General features: G+C 76.4%; 12 protein-coding genes. 2 read left to right on the plus strand and 10 right to left on the minus strand.

Going from position 1 to position 14,593, the window contains the following annotated elements; genetic code table 11:
• Positions 1-54 precede the first annotated feature (54 nt).
• The 10 genes from VE614_RS22035 to VE614_RS22080 form a co-directional block, all read right to left on the minus strand.
• Complete coding sequence (locus tag VE614_RS22035) at positions 55-1,101, minus strand: glycosyltransferase family 9 protein (RefSeq protein ID WP_324939780.1); 1,047 nt, start codon at positions 1,099-1,101, stop codon at positions 55-57.
• Positions 1,098-2,528 carry a D-glycero-beta-D-manno-heptose 1-phosphate adenylyltransferase gene (rfaE2, locus tag VE614_RS22040; RefSeq protein WP_324939783.1) on the minus strand — a complete coding sequence of 477 codons (1,431 nt, stop codon included), beginning with the start codon at positions 2,526-2,528 and terminating at the stop codon, positions 1,098-1,100. Before rfaE2 ends, VE614_RS22035 begins: the two co-directional genes overlap by 4 nt.
• Positions 2,525-3,154, minus strand: a complete 630-nt coding sequence (locus tag VE614_RS22045) for an SIS domain-containing protein (protein WP_324939786.1) — start codon at positions 3,152-3,154, stop codon at positions 2,525-2,527. Before VE614_RS22045 ends, rfaE2 begins: the two co-directional genes overlap by 4 nt.
• Positions 3,155-3,342: 188 nt before the next feature.
• The gene (locus VE614_RS22050) at positions 3,343-4,611 is read right to left on the minus strand and encodes a glycosyltransferase (RefSeq protein ID WP_324939789.1); all 1,269 of its coding nucleotides are present in this window, start codon (positions 4,609-4,611) and stop codon (positions 3,343-3,345) included.
• Entirely contained in the window at positions 4,608-5,573 is a 966-nt protein-coding gene (locus VE614_RS22055) for a glycosyltransferase (protein WP_324939792.1), read from the minus strand. The genes VE614_RS22050 and VE614_RS22055 overlap by 4 nt, the downstream gene beginning before the upstream one ends.
• Complete coding sequence (locus VE614_RS22060; RefSeq protein WP_324939795.1) at positions 5,570-6,688, minus strand: glycosyltransferase family 9 protein; 1,119 nt, start codon at positions 6,686-6,688, stop codon at positions 5,570-5,572. The genes VE614_RS22055 and VE614_RS22060 overlap by 4 nt, the downstream gene beginning before the upstream one ends.
• Positions 6,685-7,401: an HAD-IIIA family hydrolase gene (locus VE614_RS22065; RefSeq protein ID WP_324939798.1), complete on the minus strand. Its 717-nt coding sequence runs from the start codon at positions 7,399-7,401 to the stop codon at positions 6,685-6,687. The genes VE614_RS22060 and VE614_RS22065 overlap by 4 nt, the downstream gene beginning before the upstream one ends.
• Positions 7,398-8,486, minus strand: a complete 1,089-nt coding sequence (locus VE614_RS22070) for a glycosyltransferase family 2 protein (protein WP_324939801.1) — start codon at positions 8,484-8,486, stop codon at positions 7,398-7,400. Before VE614_RS22070 ends, VE614_RS22065 begins: the two co-directional genes overlap by 4 nt.
• Entirely contained in the window at positions 8,486-10,147 is a 1,662-nt protein-coding gene (locus tag VE614_RS22075; RefSeq protein WP_324939803.1) for a carbamoyltransferase family protein, read from the minus strand. The genes VE614_RS22070 and VE614_RS22075 overlap by 1 nt, the downstream gene beginning before the upstream one ends.
• Before the next feature lie 67 nt (positions 10,148-10,214).
• Positions 10,215-11,177, minus strand: a complete 963-nt coding sequence (locus VE614_RS22080) for an NAD-dependent epimerase/dehydratase family protein (protein WP_324939806.1) — start codon at positions 11,175-11,177, stop codon at positions 10,215-10,217.
• 543 nt (positions 11,178-11,720) lie between these two features.
• Between VE614_RS22080 and VE614_RS22085 the strand changes: the two genes are divergently transcribed.
• Both VE614_RS22085 and VE614_RS22090 read left to right on the plus strand, forming a co-directional pair.
• A complete protein-coding gene (locus tag VE614_RS22085; RefSeq protein WP_324939809.1) occupies positions 11,721-12,947 on the plus strand; it encodes a polysaccharide pyruvyl transferase family protein in 1,227 nt (408 codons plus the stop codon).
• A gap of 82 nt (positions 12,948-13,029) precedes the next feature.
• Positions 13,030-14,490, plus strand: a complete 1,461-nt coding sequence (locus tag VE614_RS22090; RefSeq protein WP_324939812.1) for an FAD-dependent oxidoreductase — start codon at positions 13,030-13,032, stop codon at positions 14,488-14,490.
• Positions 14,491-14,593: the final 103 nt, after the last annotated feature.

Here is a 14,593-nt window from a genome sequence, read left to right on the forward strand (position 1 = left end):
CGCGGCTCGCGCGGCGCCCCGACCAGCGGCTCGGGTCACCGGCACTCCGTCGGCTCAGCCGGCCGGGGCGTCCACCGGCGGGTGGCCGGCCGAGTCGTGCCCGATCGGCCCGGCAGCGGTCTCCACGAGGGTGTGGACCGCGGTCAGCACCTCTTCCACCGTGATCCGCAGCAACCGCTCGTCCGGGGCCCGGCCGTGGGCGTCGCCCGGGCGGGGGGAGGGGTCGGTGCCGGGGTGCCACAGGACGCGGTGGCGGGGGCCGGGCGGGGGTCCCCACAGGCGGGGGGCGACCGGGCCGAACAGGACGACGGACGGGGTGCCCAGGGCCGTCGCCAGATGAGCGAGGCCCGTGTCGCCGACCACCACGCAGCGGGCGCCCGCGACCAGCGCCGCCAGCCGGTCGAACGGGACGTCGGCGGTGCCGCCCAGCACGGACCCCGCAGGCAGCCCGGCCCGCTCCGCCACATACCCGGCCAGCGCGCCCTCGCCCGCGCCCGCGGTCACCACCACCAGGTGACCGGCCGCGCGCAGTTCCCGCGCCACGGCCGCGAAGCGCTCCTTCGGCCAGCGGCGCGCTGCGGCGTCGGCGCCCGGGTGGAGCACGACGGCGCCGGGCGCGGGGGAGGAGGCCGCGGGCGCCGGGATCGACAGGTCGGCGGGGTCGGCGGCGATGCCGTACCAGGTGAGCAGCCGGCACCAGCGCTCCCGTTCGTGCTCGTCCTCCCGCCACACCGGGCCGGGGATGCCGGGCGTACCGGGGTGCGCGTAGGCGAACAGCCGGCGCGGGCCCAGGCGCTGGAGCAGCAGATGGCTGGGCGGCCCGTTGCCGTGCAGGTCCACCGCGAGGTCCGGGCCCTCGCCCGGCCACGCGAGGGCGGCGGGTACGGCCCGGCCCGGCGCCTCGGCGGGCAGCAGCCGGTCGACCAGACCGGTCGCCGCCACCGCCCCGGCCAGCCGCTCGGAGGCGGCCAGCACCAGTTCGTGGCCGGGCAGGTGGCGGCGCAGCGCCTTCAGGGCGGGGACGGCGGTCAGCAGGTCGCCCAGGCCGAGCGCGCGCAGCACCAGCGCGCTCGGCCGGGCCGTCCGGGGCTCCAGGCTCACGCCGCCGGCCCGCCGGGCTCCAGCGGCACGGCGGCCCGCGCGGCCCGCGCGGCCCGCCGCGCCAGCACCGTGGTCGACCGGCCGTCGAGGTACGGCAGGACCACCGCCTGCCCGCCCCACGCGCGCAGCGTCTCCGCCTCGGGCAGCTCCTGCACGGAGTAGTCGCCGCCCTTCACCCACACGTCGGGCCGCAGCCGGGTCAGCAACTCCTGCGGAGTGGTCTCGTCGAACACCGCGACGGCGTCGACGCTGCCGAGCGCCTGGAGGACCCTGGCCCGGTCGGCCACCGGGTTGATGGGGCGCCCGGGGCCCTTGAGGCGGGCCACGGAGGCGTCGGAGTTGAGGCACACGATGAGGCAGTCGCCGATCCGCCGGGCGCTCTCCAGCAGCCCGACGTGCCCGGCGTGCAGCAGATCGAAGCAGCCGCCGGTGGCGACCACCGTGCCGCCCCGCGCCCGTACCCGCTCGGCGACGGCGAAGGGGTCCGTGGCGGGGGCCTGCCGGACGGGTGGGTCGGGTTCGGTGCGCCACAGCGCCGGGTTCCCCGCGCCGCCCGCCGCCACGAACGCGGCGGCCTCGGCGACCGCCCGCTGCAACGCCTCCTCGGGCAGCGCGCCGTCGGCGAGCGCGGCGGCGGTCGTCGCGGCGAAGCAGTCGCCCGCGCCGCACGGATCGCCGCTCGCCCGGTACGGCGCCGGGACCAGCATCGGCGTCCCGGCGGCGGGCCGGGTCAGCAGCACCCCGCGCTCGCCGAGCGTCACCGCGACACCGGCCGCCTGCCAGCGGTCCGCGAGCCGCGACCCGCGCTCGGCGTACGCGCGCAGCGACTCGCCCTCGCCGGGGCACAGGGTGCGCGCCTCGGCCGCGTTCGGCGTGACGAGCCGGGCGCCGGACACCGGCGGGTCGCCCTTCGGGTGGGGGTCCCACACCAGCGGGGTGCGCGGGACGACCCCCTCCAGGTGCTGCCGTACGGCACGCGCGGTGTGCCGCCCGTAGTCGGCGACCAGCACGGCGTGGGCCTGGGCCAGCGCCTCCCGCACCGCCTCGTCGGGCTCCCCGGGCTCGGGCTTCCCGGGCTCGCCGCCGCCCCGGTCGATGCGGACCAGCGGACGGCCGCCGGCCAGCACCCGGGTCTTCACCGGCAGGCTGCCCCGCAGCGGGATCTCCACCAGCCGGACCCGGCCGCGCAGCTGGCGGCGTACGGCCTCGCTGGCGGCGTCGTCGCCGAGCGCCGTCACCAGGACGACCTCCCGGCCGCCGCGGGCCGCCAGCGCGGCGGCCAGGCCGGCCCCGCCGGGGTGGCGCCGGTCGTCGGTGACGTCCACGACGGGCGCGGGCGCGTCCGGGGCCAGCCGGGTGGCGACGCCCTCGACGTCCTCGTCGAGCAGCACGTCCCCGACGACCACCAGCCGCCGCGGCCCCGTCACGACATCCCCCCGGCCGCGGTGGCCCGCTCCCGGACGGCGGCCTCGGTGCCGAGGGCCGCGTCGAAGCCCTCGCAGAGCAGGTGCACGGCGACCAGGTGGGCCTCCTGCACGGTGGCCGTGGTGTCGGCCTCGACGCACAGTGCCTCGTGCGCGGCCTCGGCCAGCGGGTTGGGGGCGGGCCCGGTCAAGGCCCAGACGCGCAGGCCGGCCCGGCGGCCCGCGACGGCCGCGCCGATCAGATTGGCGCTGCGGCCGGAGGTGGACAGCAGGATCAGCACGTCCCCGGGGCGGCCGTGGGCGGCGACCTGCCGGGCGTACACCTGGTCGAAGCCGTAGTCGTTGCCGATGGCGGTGAGGCTGGAGGTCTCCGCGTGCAGGGAGATCGCCGAGAAAGCGGGCCTCTCCTGCCGGTAGCGGCCGACCAGTTCTGCGGTCAGATGCTGGGCCTGGGCGGCGCTGCCGCCGTTGCCCGCGGCGAGCAGCCGGCCGCCGGTGGGCAGGACGGCGGCCAGCCGGCCGCCCCACTCCGCGATCCGGCCGAGGCCGTCGGTGCGCAGCCGGACGAGGGCCTGCTCCAGGGAGCGGCAGTGCAGCTGGGCGGCGGCGAGTGCAGGGGATTCGCTCATGCTGGTCGGGGATACCGCGTCGGGACGACGGCGGCGGGACCCGCACCTCCTTCGGACGTCGGTGCTCGCAGCGGTGGCAGAGGGCGGTCGGCGCTCCTTGGCAGCCCTTGGGGCCGGTGCTCCCACGTGGCCCTCATGGCCTGGGCTCCCGAGGAGCCGTGACGGCCGGGGCTGTCTCGGCCGCTTCGTCAGACCACCTCCGTCACGGCCGGCGCGGCCTCCAGAACGGCGCAGTACGCGGCCTCGGTCTCGGCGGCGACCCGCGCCCAGGTGTAGCGGCGCAGCACCCGGCGGCGGCCGGCCGCGCCGCACGCCCGGCGGGCCTCGGGGCGGCCGAGCAGATCGGCGACCGCCCGGGCCAGCGCGCGCGGGTCGCGCGGCGGGACCAGGCGGCCGGTGCCGGGGTCGGCGACGGTGTCGAGCTGGCCGCCGACCGCGCTGGCCACCACGGGGACGCCGCAGGCCATCGCCTCCAGCGGCACGATGCCGAACGGCTCGTAGTCCGCCGGGCACAGCACCACGTCGGAGCCGCGCAGCAGCGTCGGCACCTGCCGGCTGGGCACTCCGCCGGTGAACCGGACCCGGTCCGCGACCCCGGCCCGGCGGGCGATCTCCCGCAGCCGGCGCACCTCCGGGTCCTGGTCGAGCCGGTGCGCGGGCGGGCCGCCGGCCACCACCAGCTCGGTGTCGGGCAGCAGGGCGAGGGCGGCGATGGACACCGCGGCGCCCTTGCGCGGGACCAGCCGGCCCAGCTGGAGCAGCCGGTGGGGGTGGGGGCCGCGCGGGGCGGCCGGGCCCTGCGGGGTGAACAGTTCGGTGTCGACCCCGCAGGGCACCACGCTCACCTTGGCGGAGCGCACCCCCATCCGGGCGAGTTCGGCGACCTCGTCCCGGCAGGTGGCGATCACCCGGTCGCAGCCCAGGCCCACCTCGGTCTCCAGCGCGACGCGCTGCGGCGGGCTGGTGTCGGCGAGCTGCTGGTGGCGGCGCTTGACCGTGCCGAGCGCGTGATACGTGTGCAGCAGCGGCAGGTCGAGGGCGCGCACCGCGTGCAGCGAGGCGAGGCCGGACATCCAGAAGTGCGAGTGGACCAGGTCGGGCGGCCGGGAGCGCCACACCCCGATCAGTTGCCGGCCGAACTCGTCCATGTGGGGGAGGAGTTCGTCCTTGGGCAGCGGCTCGGGCGGCCCGGCCGGCACATGGTGCACCTCCACCCCGTCGCGCAGCGGCACCCGGTCGGGCAGCTCCCGGCTGTCCCGGCGGGTGTGCACGGTCACCCGGTGCCCGCGGTCGGCGAGCGCGCCCGCGAGGGCGGCGACGTGCACGTTCTGCCCGCCCGCGTCCACCCCGCCGAGCGCGGCGAGCGGGCTGGCGTGCTCGGAGACCAGCGCGATGTCGAGGGAGCCGGGGCCACCGGCGTCCGGTGCGGCGGTCAGGGAACCGGCCGATGCCGTCATGAGCGCACCTCCGTCATCACGCGCTCCCAGTCGTTCAGGAAGCGCTTGAGCCCGTACCGTCCGAGGGCCGCCTGACGGGCCCGTGCCCCGTCCTCGGCCGCCGCCCCGGGCTCCGCGAGATAGCGGCGGGCGGCCTCGGCCAGCACCTCCGGGCGGGTGGACAGCACGCCCGCGCCGGGCGGGACGGCCTCCACCGCCTCCGTGGTGGCCAGCGCCACCACCGGCATGCCCAGGTGCATGGCCTCCAGCAGCGACAGCCCGAGGGAGGTCCAGCGCACCGGGTGCGCGTAGAGCCGCCGCTCGGCCAGTGCCGCGTGCAGGTCGCTCTGCGGCAGGTCCATGGCCCGGCAGCGCTCCTCGGGCAGCCCGAGGTGCGCGGCGAGTCCTTCGGCGCGCATGCCGAAGACGTCCAGCGGCGCGGCCTCGGCCAGGGCGGGCAGCAGGTCGGTGCCGGTGTACCGGCCGCGCCGTACGGGCTCGTTCACGACGACCGCCGCGCGGGCGAGCCGGCCCGTGTAGCGGTGGCCCGGGTCGACGATGCCGTGCTCGATCACCTCGGTGCGGGTGCCGCCGTTGTCCCAGAAGAGGCGGTTGAAGTGGGTGACGTGGACGAGGGTGAGGTCGTCGCGGTCGGCGAACGGGTGCCTGGTGTTCGGTACGTCGCCGTCCGGGGTGTTGTGCTCCAGGTAGACGGCGGGCACGTCCCGGCCGGGGCGTCGGCCGCCGAGCCACCGCTCGGCCAGCTCCAGCTCGTGCGGGCGCTGGAGGACGACCAGGTCGACCTCCGCCTCGCGCAGCTCGTCGGGGGGCAGTTCGCGTACGGAGGCGGGCCAGGAGAAGGTGCGGGCGCGACCGCGGCCGTCCGGTCCGCGGTCGGGGAGCAGGGGGACGAGGTAGGTGTGCGGGCCCTGCACGAACGCCGTCGTCCAGGAGCCGTGCACATGCCACAGAAGGATGTTCACCAGGTCACTCCTCGCTCATTTGCCCCTTTTGTCACAGTTGTCTCGTGGGCCGTCTTTCTTGTCTCCGTCAAGTTATTCATCCCGACCGGTCGGTCCGCCGCTCGGCCGCCGCACAGCGCGGCCACCGCGGCCAGCACCTCGGCGTCCCCGATCCCGTCCAGACACGGATGTCCCGGCGTGGGACAGCGGCGCGCCCGCGTCCCCGCGCAGACCGCCCGCTGATCACCCAGCAGCACGAACGGCACGCCGTACGGCCGCCACCGCTCGGCCGGCACCACCGGGGCGAACAGCGACACCACCGGAGTGCCGACCGCGGCGGCGAGGTGCGCCGGACCGGTGTTCCCGGTCACCGCCACCCGTGCCCGGGCCAGCACCCCCGCCAGCTGCCGCAGATCCGTGACCCCGCCCAGGTCCAGTGCGTGCCGCCCGGCCACCCGCGCGGTCAGCTCACGTTCCCCGCGCCCCCCGGTGACCACCACCCGGTGGCCCTCGGCGGACAGCGCCGCAGCCGCCCGCGCCGCCCGGTCCGGACTCCACGCGCGAGCCGGCACGGCCGCGCCCGGATGCAGCACGACATACGGCTCGGCACCGGTGAGAGGCGTGGTGTCCGGCGGCGGCTCCACCCGCAGCGCGCCGTCGTCGCCCCGCGGCAGCGCGAACCCGGCGTCCTCGGCCAGATCCAGGGCGGCCAGCGCCTCGTGCCGGTGCGGGCGCCGGTGGTGGCGCAGATCCAGCAGCGCGCCCGGATAGTCCTCGCTGTCGGCCGCGGTCCAGCCGACCCCCGCCAGCTTCAGCAGCAGCGCCGCGGGCAGCGGGCTCTGGTGGAACGACACCAGGATCAGCGCCCGGTCGAAGCGGCGCTCCGCCAGCTCCCCGAGCAGCCGACGCGTCCCCTCCCGCGACACCGGCGCCGGTTCCAGACCCACCCACGGGGCGTCGTGCACCAGCACCTCGTCCACGCCTGGCAGCATCCGCGCCGCCTGCTCGCCCTGCGGCCCGCACAGCAACGCCGTGTACGCCGACCCGGCGGCCACCGCCCGCACGGCCGGCCCCGCGAGCAGCACGTCACCGGCGCTGTCGAGACGGACCACGAGGGTCCGGGGGGCGGCGCTCATGAGGGGGCCGCCGTTCGGGCGGGGCCGGGGGAGGGGGCAGGCGCGGTGCCCGGCGGTTCCGGGACCGGCTCGCGCAGGGGGTCGAGGCAGGGACCCGGCCCGGCCCCCGGCCGCTCCGGGTGCGGGTCCGGGCCCAGCACCAGCCGTACCGCCGCCAGCAGGTCCGGTGCCGTCTCCGCGGCCTCGGCGGTCTCCTCCGGGCGGGTCACCGGCGTCGGCACGAGCACCCCCCGGGCACCCGCCGCGCGGGCCGCCGCCATGTCGGCGCCGATGTCGCCGATGACCACGCTGCGGGACGGATCGACACCGAGCCGGGCGCAGGCGGCCAGGACCAGCCCCGGCGCGGGCTTGCGGCACGCGCAGCCGTCGTCCGGTCCGTGCGGGCACACCGCCCACACCCCGAACGGTCCGAGCAACTCCTCCACCCGGTGCTGGACCGCCTCGACCCGGGCCCGGGTCAGCAGCCCGCGCGCCACCCCCGACTGATTGCTCACCACCCCGACCGCGATACCGCGCGCCCGCACCGCGTCCACGGCCGCGCGCGCCGTCCGCGCCGGCCGCACCCGCGCCGGGTCGCCGTTGTAGGGCACATCGGCCACCAGTGTGCCGTCGCGGTCGAAGAGGACGGCGGCCGGGAGACCGTCGCCGGGATCGCGAGCGGGGGCGCGGGCGGGCGCCGCCGCTCCCGCGAAGATCCAGGGCCGCATGGTCATGAGCCCACCCGTTCCGGCTCCGGCTCCCGCCGCGTCCACGGCGGTCCCTCGGTCCCCGCCACGTCGAACGGGGGCGTTCCCCGGTGGACGAGCTGCCCGCGCAGCCAGTGCCAGACCGCGGCCGGCGGGACGGCGAGGCTGGTCAGCACCATGGTGACGACCTCGTCCCGGGTCCGGGGCCCGGGCCGGATCCGGGCCAGCGCGAACTCCGCCGTCCCCGCCAGCCAGACCGCCGCGCACACCGCCGCGCGCCGCGGCCGGCGCATCGCCGCGCAGGACAGCGCGGCCACCGCGGCCCCGGTCACCGTCAGATGCGCGGGCAGCCGCCCCCGCGGCGCGTCCGCCCGCCGCCACCAGTCCCGGCCGTGCAGGCGGGTCATCAGCACGTCGTCCGCGTTGCCCGCCTGGAGCCGCACCGAGACCCACCGGCCGGCGGGCCGCACCGGATGGGTCGTGGTCCTGGCCCCCTCGGCCACCGACCACCCGGCCGCGGTCACCCGCAGCGCCAGGTCCGCGTCCTCCCGGAAGGCCCGCCGGAACCGCTCGTCGAAGCCGCCCGCCGCCTCCAGGGCCGTACGCCGGTACGCCATGTCGGCCGTGATCCAGCGGGCGGTCGCCAGCCCGGCGGTGTTGCGCTCCCAGTCGGTGGGGCGCCGGCCCTCCGGCAGCGGCACCTCGATCCGCGCGGTCACCGCGGCGGTCCCTTCCGTCGTCGCCGCCAGGTCGCGGGTCAGATCGGCGGCCCAGGAGCGGCCGGGCACCACGTCGTCGTCGAGGAAGACGATCCACGGCACCGCGCCGGCCGCCCGCCACCCGGCGTTGCGGGCCGCGGCGGGCCCGCGGGCGCCGCCCGCGACGACCGTCGTGCGCGACCGCAGCGACCGCGGCACCTCGGCCAGGAGTGACGCGCCCGCGTCCCCGCGCCGGTCGTCGACGAGCACCAGCCGCTCCGGCGGCGGCCCGTCGGCGGCGGCCAGGCCGCGCAGACAGACGCCCAGGCTGGGGCGGCCGAGGGTGGGGATCACCACGGCGTACGCGGTCTCCGGCCCGTGGCCGTGCGGCCACCGCGCTCCGTGGTCGCCCATCAGACCCTCCCGTCGCCGGCGGCGCGGAAGACGTCACCGCGCCGGATCGCGTACGGGCCGATGGCGAGCAGGTCGACGGGCGAGGAGCCGAAGCACTCCAGGGCGTCGCGCGGGTCGTCCACCATGGGCCGGCCCGCCGTGTTCAGGCTGGTGTTGACCACCACGGGCAGGCCCGTCAGCTTCTCGAACTCGCCCAGCATCCGCGCCACCAGCGGCTCCCGGGCCGGGTCGACGGTCTGGATGCGGGCCGTGCCGTCCACGTGCACCACGGCGGGGATCCGGTCCCTCCAGGACTCGGCCACGTCGTGCACGAACAGCATGTACGGGCTGGGCAGCGGCCCGTCGAAGATCTCGGCGGCCCGGTCGGCCAGCACCATCGGCGCCACCGGCCGGAACTGCTCGCGCCCCTTCACGTCGTTCAGGCGCTCCAGATTGCCCGCGTGCCCCGGGTGGGCCAGCAGCGAGCGATGGCCGAGCGCCCGCGGGCCGTACTCCGAACGGCCCTGGAACCAGGCGACGATCCCGTTGTCCGCGAGCGTGCGCGCCACCGTCTCGGCGATGTCCGGCGGACGCTCGAACGGCACGGCCGCCGTCTTCAGCCACGCGCCCAGCTCCGCGTCCGTCCAGTCCCGGCCCAGGTCCGCGCCGGCCATCGGCTCCGGAGAGTCCCCCGACCCGGCGGCCAGCAGCAGCGCGCCACCCAGCGCGGTGCCCGCATCCCCGGCCGCGGGCTGCACCCACACCCGGGAGAACGGCCCCTCGCGGGCGATCCGCGAGTTGGCGACACAGTTCAGGGCGACGCCGCCGGCCAGCGTGAGCACGCTGTGCCGGGTCTGGCCGTGCAGCCAGCGCACCAGGTCGAGCAGGGTCTCCTCCAGCACCGCCTGAGCGCTCGCGGCCACGTCCGCGTGGTCCTGCGTCCACGGTTCCTCGGCGCCCCGCGGCGGACAGAACTCGTGCCAGGGCACACCCGTCGCCCGGAACCCGCCGTCGCCGGTCGGATGGACGTAGCGGCGCAGCTCGGACAGCATGCGCGGGCTGCCGTGCGAGGCCAGGGCCATCACCTTGAACTCGTCGGACGAACGCAGGAAGCCCAGATGTCCCGTCAGCTCCTCGTACACCAGCCCGAGCGAGTGCGGCAGCTCCTGCGCGTACAGCGGCTCCAGCTTGTCCCCGACCCGGCGCGCGGCCAGATGCGAGGCGCGCTCCCCGCGGCCGTCCAGGACCAGCACGGAGGAGTCCTCGGCGCCGTCCGCGCAGTACGCGCTGGACGCGGCGTGCGCCATGTGATGCGGCACGAACCGCACGATCTCCGGGTCGAGCCCCGGCAGCGCGGTCCTCAGGAACCCCGGCGCCTCCCGGGCGTACGTCTGCCGCAGATGGTCCCAGGGGTCGTCCAGGCCCAGCTCGCCGGCGGGCCGGGCCAGGGCCGGGTCGTAGGAGTAGGCGACGGCGTCCAGGTCCTGCGGGCGCAGTCCGGCCCGCCGCAGACACCACGCGGCCGCCTGCTCCGGCAGCTCCCAGGCCGAGAACGGCACCGGCCGCTTGCCGTGCTTGCGGCGGGAGAACCGCTCCTCCTCGGCGGCTGCGACGGTACGGCCGTCGATCACCAGAGCGGCGGCGGGGTCGTGGAACAGGGCGTTGATTCCGAGGATGCGCATGGATGGCCAGGCCTTTCGGCGAAGGGAGCGGTCGGCTTCCGCGGGGACGGCTCGGTCGACGGCGGAGTCAGCGGGCCGCGCCGGAACGGAACCAGGCGATCGTGCGGCGCAGCCCCTCCTCGGCGTCCACCTCCGGATCCCAGCCGAGCTTGTCGCGAGCCAGGGTGATGTCCGGGCAGCGCACGGCCGGATCGTCGGCCGGCCGCTCGATGAACCGGATCTCCGAGTCCGACCCGGCCAGCTCGATCACCAGCCGGGCGAGGCCGAGCATGGTGATCTCGCTCGGGTTGCCGATGTTCACCGGGCCGCGCAGGCCGTGCGCCGCCGCGGCGAGAACGCCGCGCACCGTGTCGTCGACGTAGCACAGCGACCGGGTCTGACGCCCGTCGCCGGTGACGGTGAGGGGCTCTCCGGCGAGGGCCTGCCGGACGAAGGTCGGCACCGCCCGGCCGTCGTGGCCGCGCATCCGCGGGCCGTACGTGTTGAACAGCCGCACGATGCAGGTGTCGGTGCCCTCGCTGTCCGCGTGCGCGGTGGTCAGCGCCTCGGCGAAACGCTTGGCCTCGTCATAGACACTGCGCGGGCCGACCGGGTTCACATGACCCCAGTACCGCTCGTCCTGCGGGTTCTGCTGCGGGTCGCCGTACACCTCGGACGTCGAGGCCAGCACGAACCGGGCGCTCGCGCGATGAGCCAGCTCCAAGGCGTGCCGGGTGCCCAGGCTGCCGGCCTCCATGGTGTGCAGCGGCAGCCGCAGATAGTCGGCCGGGGAAGCGGGAGAGGCGAAGTGCAGCACCAGATCCGGTGGCCGGTCCACGGGGACGCCCTCGGCGACGTCGGCCTGCACCAGGGCGAATCCCGGGCGGTCGAGCAGCGGCGCCACATTCTCCGGGCGGCCGGTGCTGAAGTCGTCCACACAGGTGACGGCCGCGCCGGACTCCAGCAGGGCGGCACACAGATGGGAGCCGACGAACCCGGCGCCGCCGGTGACGACGGCGTGCTGCCAGGTCCGGGAAGAATGAGTGCTCATTCGGGCCTCCTCGTTGGCGCGACGGCGAACCGCTGCACCCGATCAGCCTCCGTCGTCCGGGCCGTCGCGGCTCGGCGATGTACGGCATCGGAGTGACACACGGAACGTGACGGCGCCCGCCCGGCACCGATCCGGCCCGGCCGGCACCCCGGTGTCCGCAGGGCTGCCCCCGGCCCCCCGGCCCGGCGGGGAGCCGTCCCCTCGGCTGTCGCGGCCGTCTCTTCCGGCCGCCGCGCCCCGGCCCCGCTTGCGATGGTGGCCGGTCGGGACCCGTGGAAGGATGGGCGCGGAGCCGATCCGACCGCCGGGCGGGTACCGGGCCGGATCCGGGCAGGGGAGGCGGCCCCGGTCGCGGAACCGGCGGGCTCCGCCGCGACGACGCTCGCGGCTGCCGTGCGTATGACCTCGGACTGACCTCGACGGCGTACCGGCCGTCCGCCGCCCTCTCGGCCCGACTGCCTCAGAAGGGGTGTTTCTCCCGACTTGTGGCGGCAACTCGGGCCCGAACCGCGGCAGCGACCCGCCACGGAACAGGAGTGCCGGATGACCACCACCGCACAGCCGCCCCGCTCCACCGAAGCGAGCCCGAGTATCGGCCTGCTCGGTTCCTACGGTGGCTTCAACCTAGGGGACGAGGCCATCCTCACGTGCATGCTGAGCTGTCTGCGCGCCCACCGCCCGAAGGCCCGGCTCGTCGCCCTCAGCCGCAATGCCGAGCACACCCGCGCGCACCACCCCACCCTCGACGAGGTGGTCGACTGGGAGGGTGTCCCCCAGCGGCAGCTGCTCGACGTGCTGTCCGGGCTGGACCTGCTGGTCCTCGGGGGCGGCGGCATCCTCTACGACGGCGAGGCCCGCCGCTATCTGCGCCTGGTCGCCGCGGCCCAGGCCCGCGGCGTACGCACCTTCGCCTACGCCGTCGGCGCGGGCCCGCTGCGCGAGGCCGAGGACCGGGAGGCGGTGCGCGCGGTGCTGTCGGACATGGAGGAGGTCGTGGTCCGCGACGAGGAATCGCACCTGGTCCTGGAGGAGGCCGGGCTGGACCGCGACATCGTCGTCACCGCTGATCCCGCGCTGCTGCTGCCGCCCGAACCGTTCACCGACCAGATGATGCGCCAGGAGGGCATCCCGGCCGACGCCCACCGGCTGGTCGGCATGTCGGTGCGGGAACCGGGCCGGGCCGCCGAGAAGCTCGACGAGGGCGACTACCACGCGCTCCTCGCCGACGTGGCGGACTTCCTGGTGCGGCGGCTGGACGCCCATGTCGTCTTCGTGCCGATGGAGCGCCAGGACGTGCACCACGCCCACGGTGTGCTCTCCCGGATGACCGCCCCGGACCGGGGCCGCATCCTGCACAGCGTCTACAGCCCCGGCCAGGTCCTCGGCTTCATGAGCCACCTCGACCTCGTCGTCGGCATGCGCCTGCACTTCCTGATCTTCGCCGCCCTCTCCGGGCTGCCCGTCCTGCCGTTGCCGTACTCCGGGAAGGTCTTCGACTTCGCCCGCCGGCTCGGCGCCCCCGCCCTGGTCGGTGTCGCGCGCGAGCAGGCGGGGCTGCTGCTCGCCGAGGTGGACCGGCTCTGGGACGAGTTCCCGCAGCGGCGCGGCGACTTCGAGGAGCGGGTGCAGCGGCTGCGGGGCCGGGCCGGGGAGACCTGTACCCGCCTCGGCGCGGTGCTCGACGCGCTCGACCTGGCGGCCCCGGCCGTCGCGGAGCCCGCCGAGCCGGGCCTGCACCTGCTCAGGCCGGGTACCGGGACCCCGACCTGACGTCCGCCGCCGGGCCCCCGCCCCCTGCCGCGCCGGACGCCGGGCCTGCCGCAGCGGATCCACCTGCCGACGGGATGAAGTGATGCCGATCCTGGAACCACCCGCACAGCCCCGGACCCTCACCGTGCCGGCCCGCCCGGCCCGCGACGGCGGCCGGACGGATGTCCTGGTCGTCGGCGGGGGACCGGCCGGCACGGCCGCCGCCTGCGCGGCGGCCGAGGCGGGTGCGGAGGTCGTTCTCGTGGAGCGGTACGGCTTCCTGGGCGGCAACGCCACCGCGGCCCTGGTCATGCCGCTGATGTCGTTCCACAACGAGCGCAAGCAGGCGGTGTTCACCGAGCCCGGCGAACTGGGCGACCAACTGCTGCCCACCGACCACGGTGAGGGCGAGGCGGTGGTCGCCGGGTTCCTGTGGCAGCTGCTGGACCGGCTGAACGCGCGCGGCGGCTGTGTCCGGCCGTCCCTGAAGACCGGCTACACCGTGCCGTTCGACCCGGAGATCTACAAGCTGGTCCTGCTGGACCTGCTGGACGACGCCGGGGTGCGTCTGCTGTTCCACTCCTTCGCCTCCACCGCGCTGCCGCTGGACGACGGCTGGCGCGTGGTGTTCGAGACCAAGTCGGGGCCGGTGGTGATCGACGCGGACGTCGTCGTGGACGGCACCGGCGACGGTGATGTGGCCACCGCCTGCGGGGCGCCGTTCGAGATCGGCCGCCCGCAGGACGGGCTGGTCCAGCCGATGACGCTGATGTTCCGGGTGGTCGACTTCCTGCGCCCGCGATTCTCCGAGTACGTCCGTGAGCACCCCGACCAGTGGAAGGGCGTGCACGGGCTGTGGGACCTGGTCGAGGAGGCCACGAAGGCGGGCGAACTGACGCTGCCGCGCGAGGACATCCTGTTCTTCGGCACCCCGCACGCGGGTGAGGTGAGCGTCAACAGCACCCGCGTCACCGGGGCGCTGGGCATCGACGTGTGGGACCTGACCCGCGCCGAGTACGTGGCCCGCCGCCAGCTGGAGCAGATCGAACGGTTCCTGCGGCAGTACGTGCCGGGCTTCGAGACGTCGTACGTCGCGCAGAGCGGCACCCAGATCGGGGTCCGCGAGACCCGCCGCATCCTGGGTGACTACCACCTGACCGGCCACGACATCATGGAGGCCCGCTCCTTCCCCGATGTCGTCGCGCACGGCGCCTACCCGGTCGACATCCACAACCCGAAGGGCTCCGGCACCATCCTGATGCGCGTCCCGCAGGGCCGGTTCTACGACATCCCGCTGCGCTGCCTGCTGCCCCGCGACACCGAGCGCCTCCTCGTCGCCGGCCGCTGCATCTCCGGCTCGCACGTGGCGCACTCCTCCTACCGCGTGATGCCCATCGCCATGGCGACCGGACAGGCCGCGGGCGTCTGCGCGGCGCTCGCCGTCCGCTCCGGCCGCGCCCCGCGCGAGGTGCCCGCCGAACTCGTCCAGGAGGAACTGCTGCGCCAGGGCGCGCGGTTGAGGCTGAGCGGCGGTACGGGGACGAAGGTGCCGCAACGGCGCTGAGCCGGCTCTCCCCGGATCGCCGGGTCACTCGTCGCTGTCCCGTCACCGCGCGTCCACCGGCGCGGTGTCGCGCCGGGTCGCCGCCGGCGTTGCCGGAGAAGTC

Origin of the sequence: Streptomyces sp., from assembly GCF_035645055.1 — a bacterium.
Classification (GTDB): Bacteria; Actinomycetota; Actinomycetes; order Streptomycetales; family Streptomycetaceae; genus Streptomyces.

Bases quoted from the DNA above. Each gene is read 5' to 3' on its own strand.
- VE614_RS22070 (WP_324939801.1), bottom strand. From the start codon at position 8,486: ATGGGCGACCACGGAGCGCGGTGGCCGCACGGCCACGGGCCGGAGACC.
- VE614_RS22075 (WP_324939803.1), bottom strand. From the start codon at position 10,147: ATGCGCATCCTCGGAATCAACGCCCTGTTCCACGACCCCGCCGCCGCT.
- VE614_RS22050 (WP_324939789.1), bottom strand. From the start codon at position 4,611: ATGACGGCATCGGCCGGTTCCCTGACCGCCGCACCGGACGCCGGTGGC.
- VE614_RS22085 (WP_324939809.1), top strand. From the start codon at position 11,721: ATGACCACCACCGCACAGCCGCCCCGCTCCACCGAAGCGAGCCCGAGT.
- VE614_RS22080 (WP_324939806.1), bottom strand. From the start codon at position 11,177: ATGAGCACTCATTCTTCCCGGACCTGGCAGCACGCCGTCGTCACCGGC.
- VE614_RS22065 (WP_324939798.1), bottom strand. From the start codon at position 7,401: ATGACCATGCGGCCCTGGATCTTCGCGGGAGCGGCGGCGCCCGCCCGC.
- VE614_RS22045 (WP_324939786.1), bottom strand. From the start codon at position 3,154: ATGAGCGAATCCCCTGCACTCGCCGCCGCCCAGCTGCACTGCCGCTCC.
- VE614_RS22060 (WP_324939795.1), bottom strand. From the start codon at position 6,688: ATGAGCGCCGCCCCCCGGACCCTCGTGGTCCGTCTCGACAGCGCCGGT.
- VE614_RS22090 (WP_324939812.1), top strand. From the start codon at position 13,030: ATGCCGATCCTGGAACCACCCGCACAGCCCCGGACCCTCACCGTGCCG.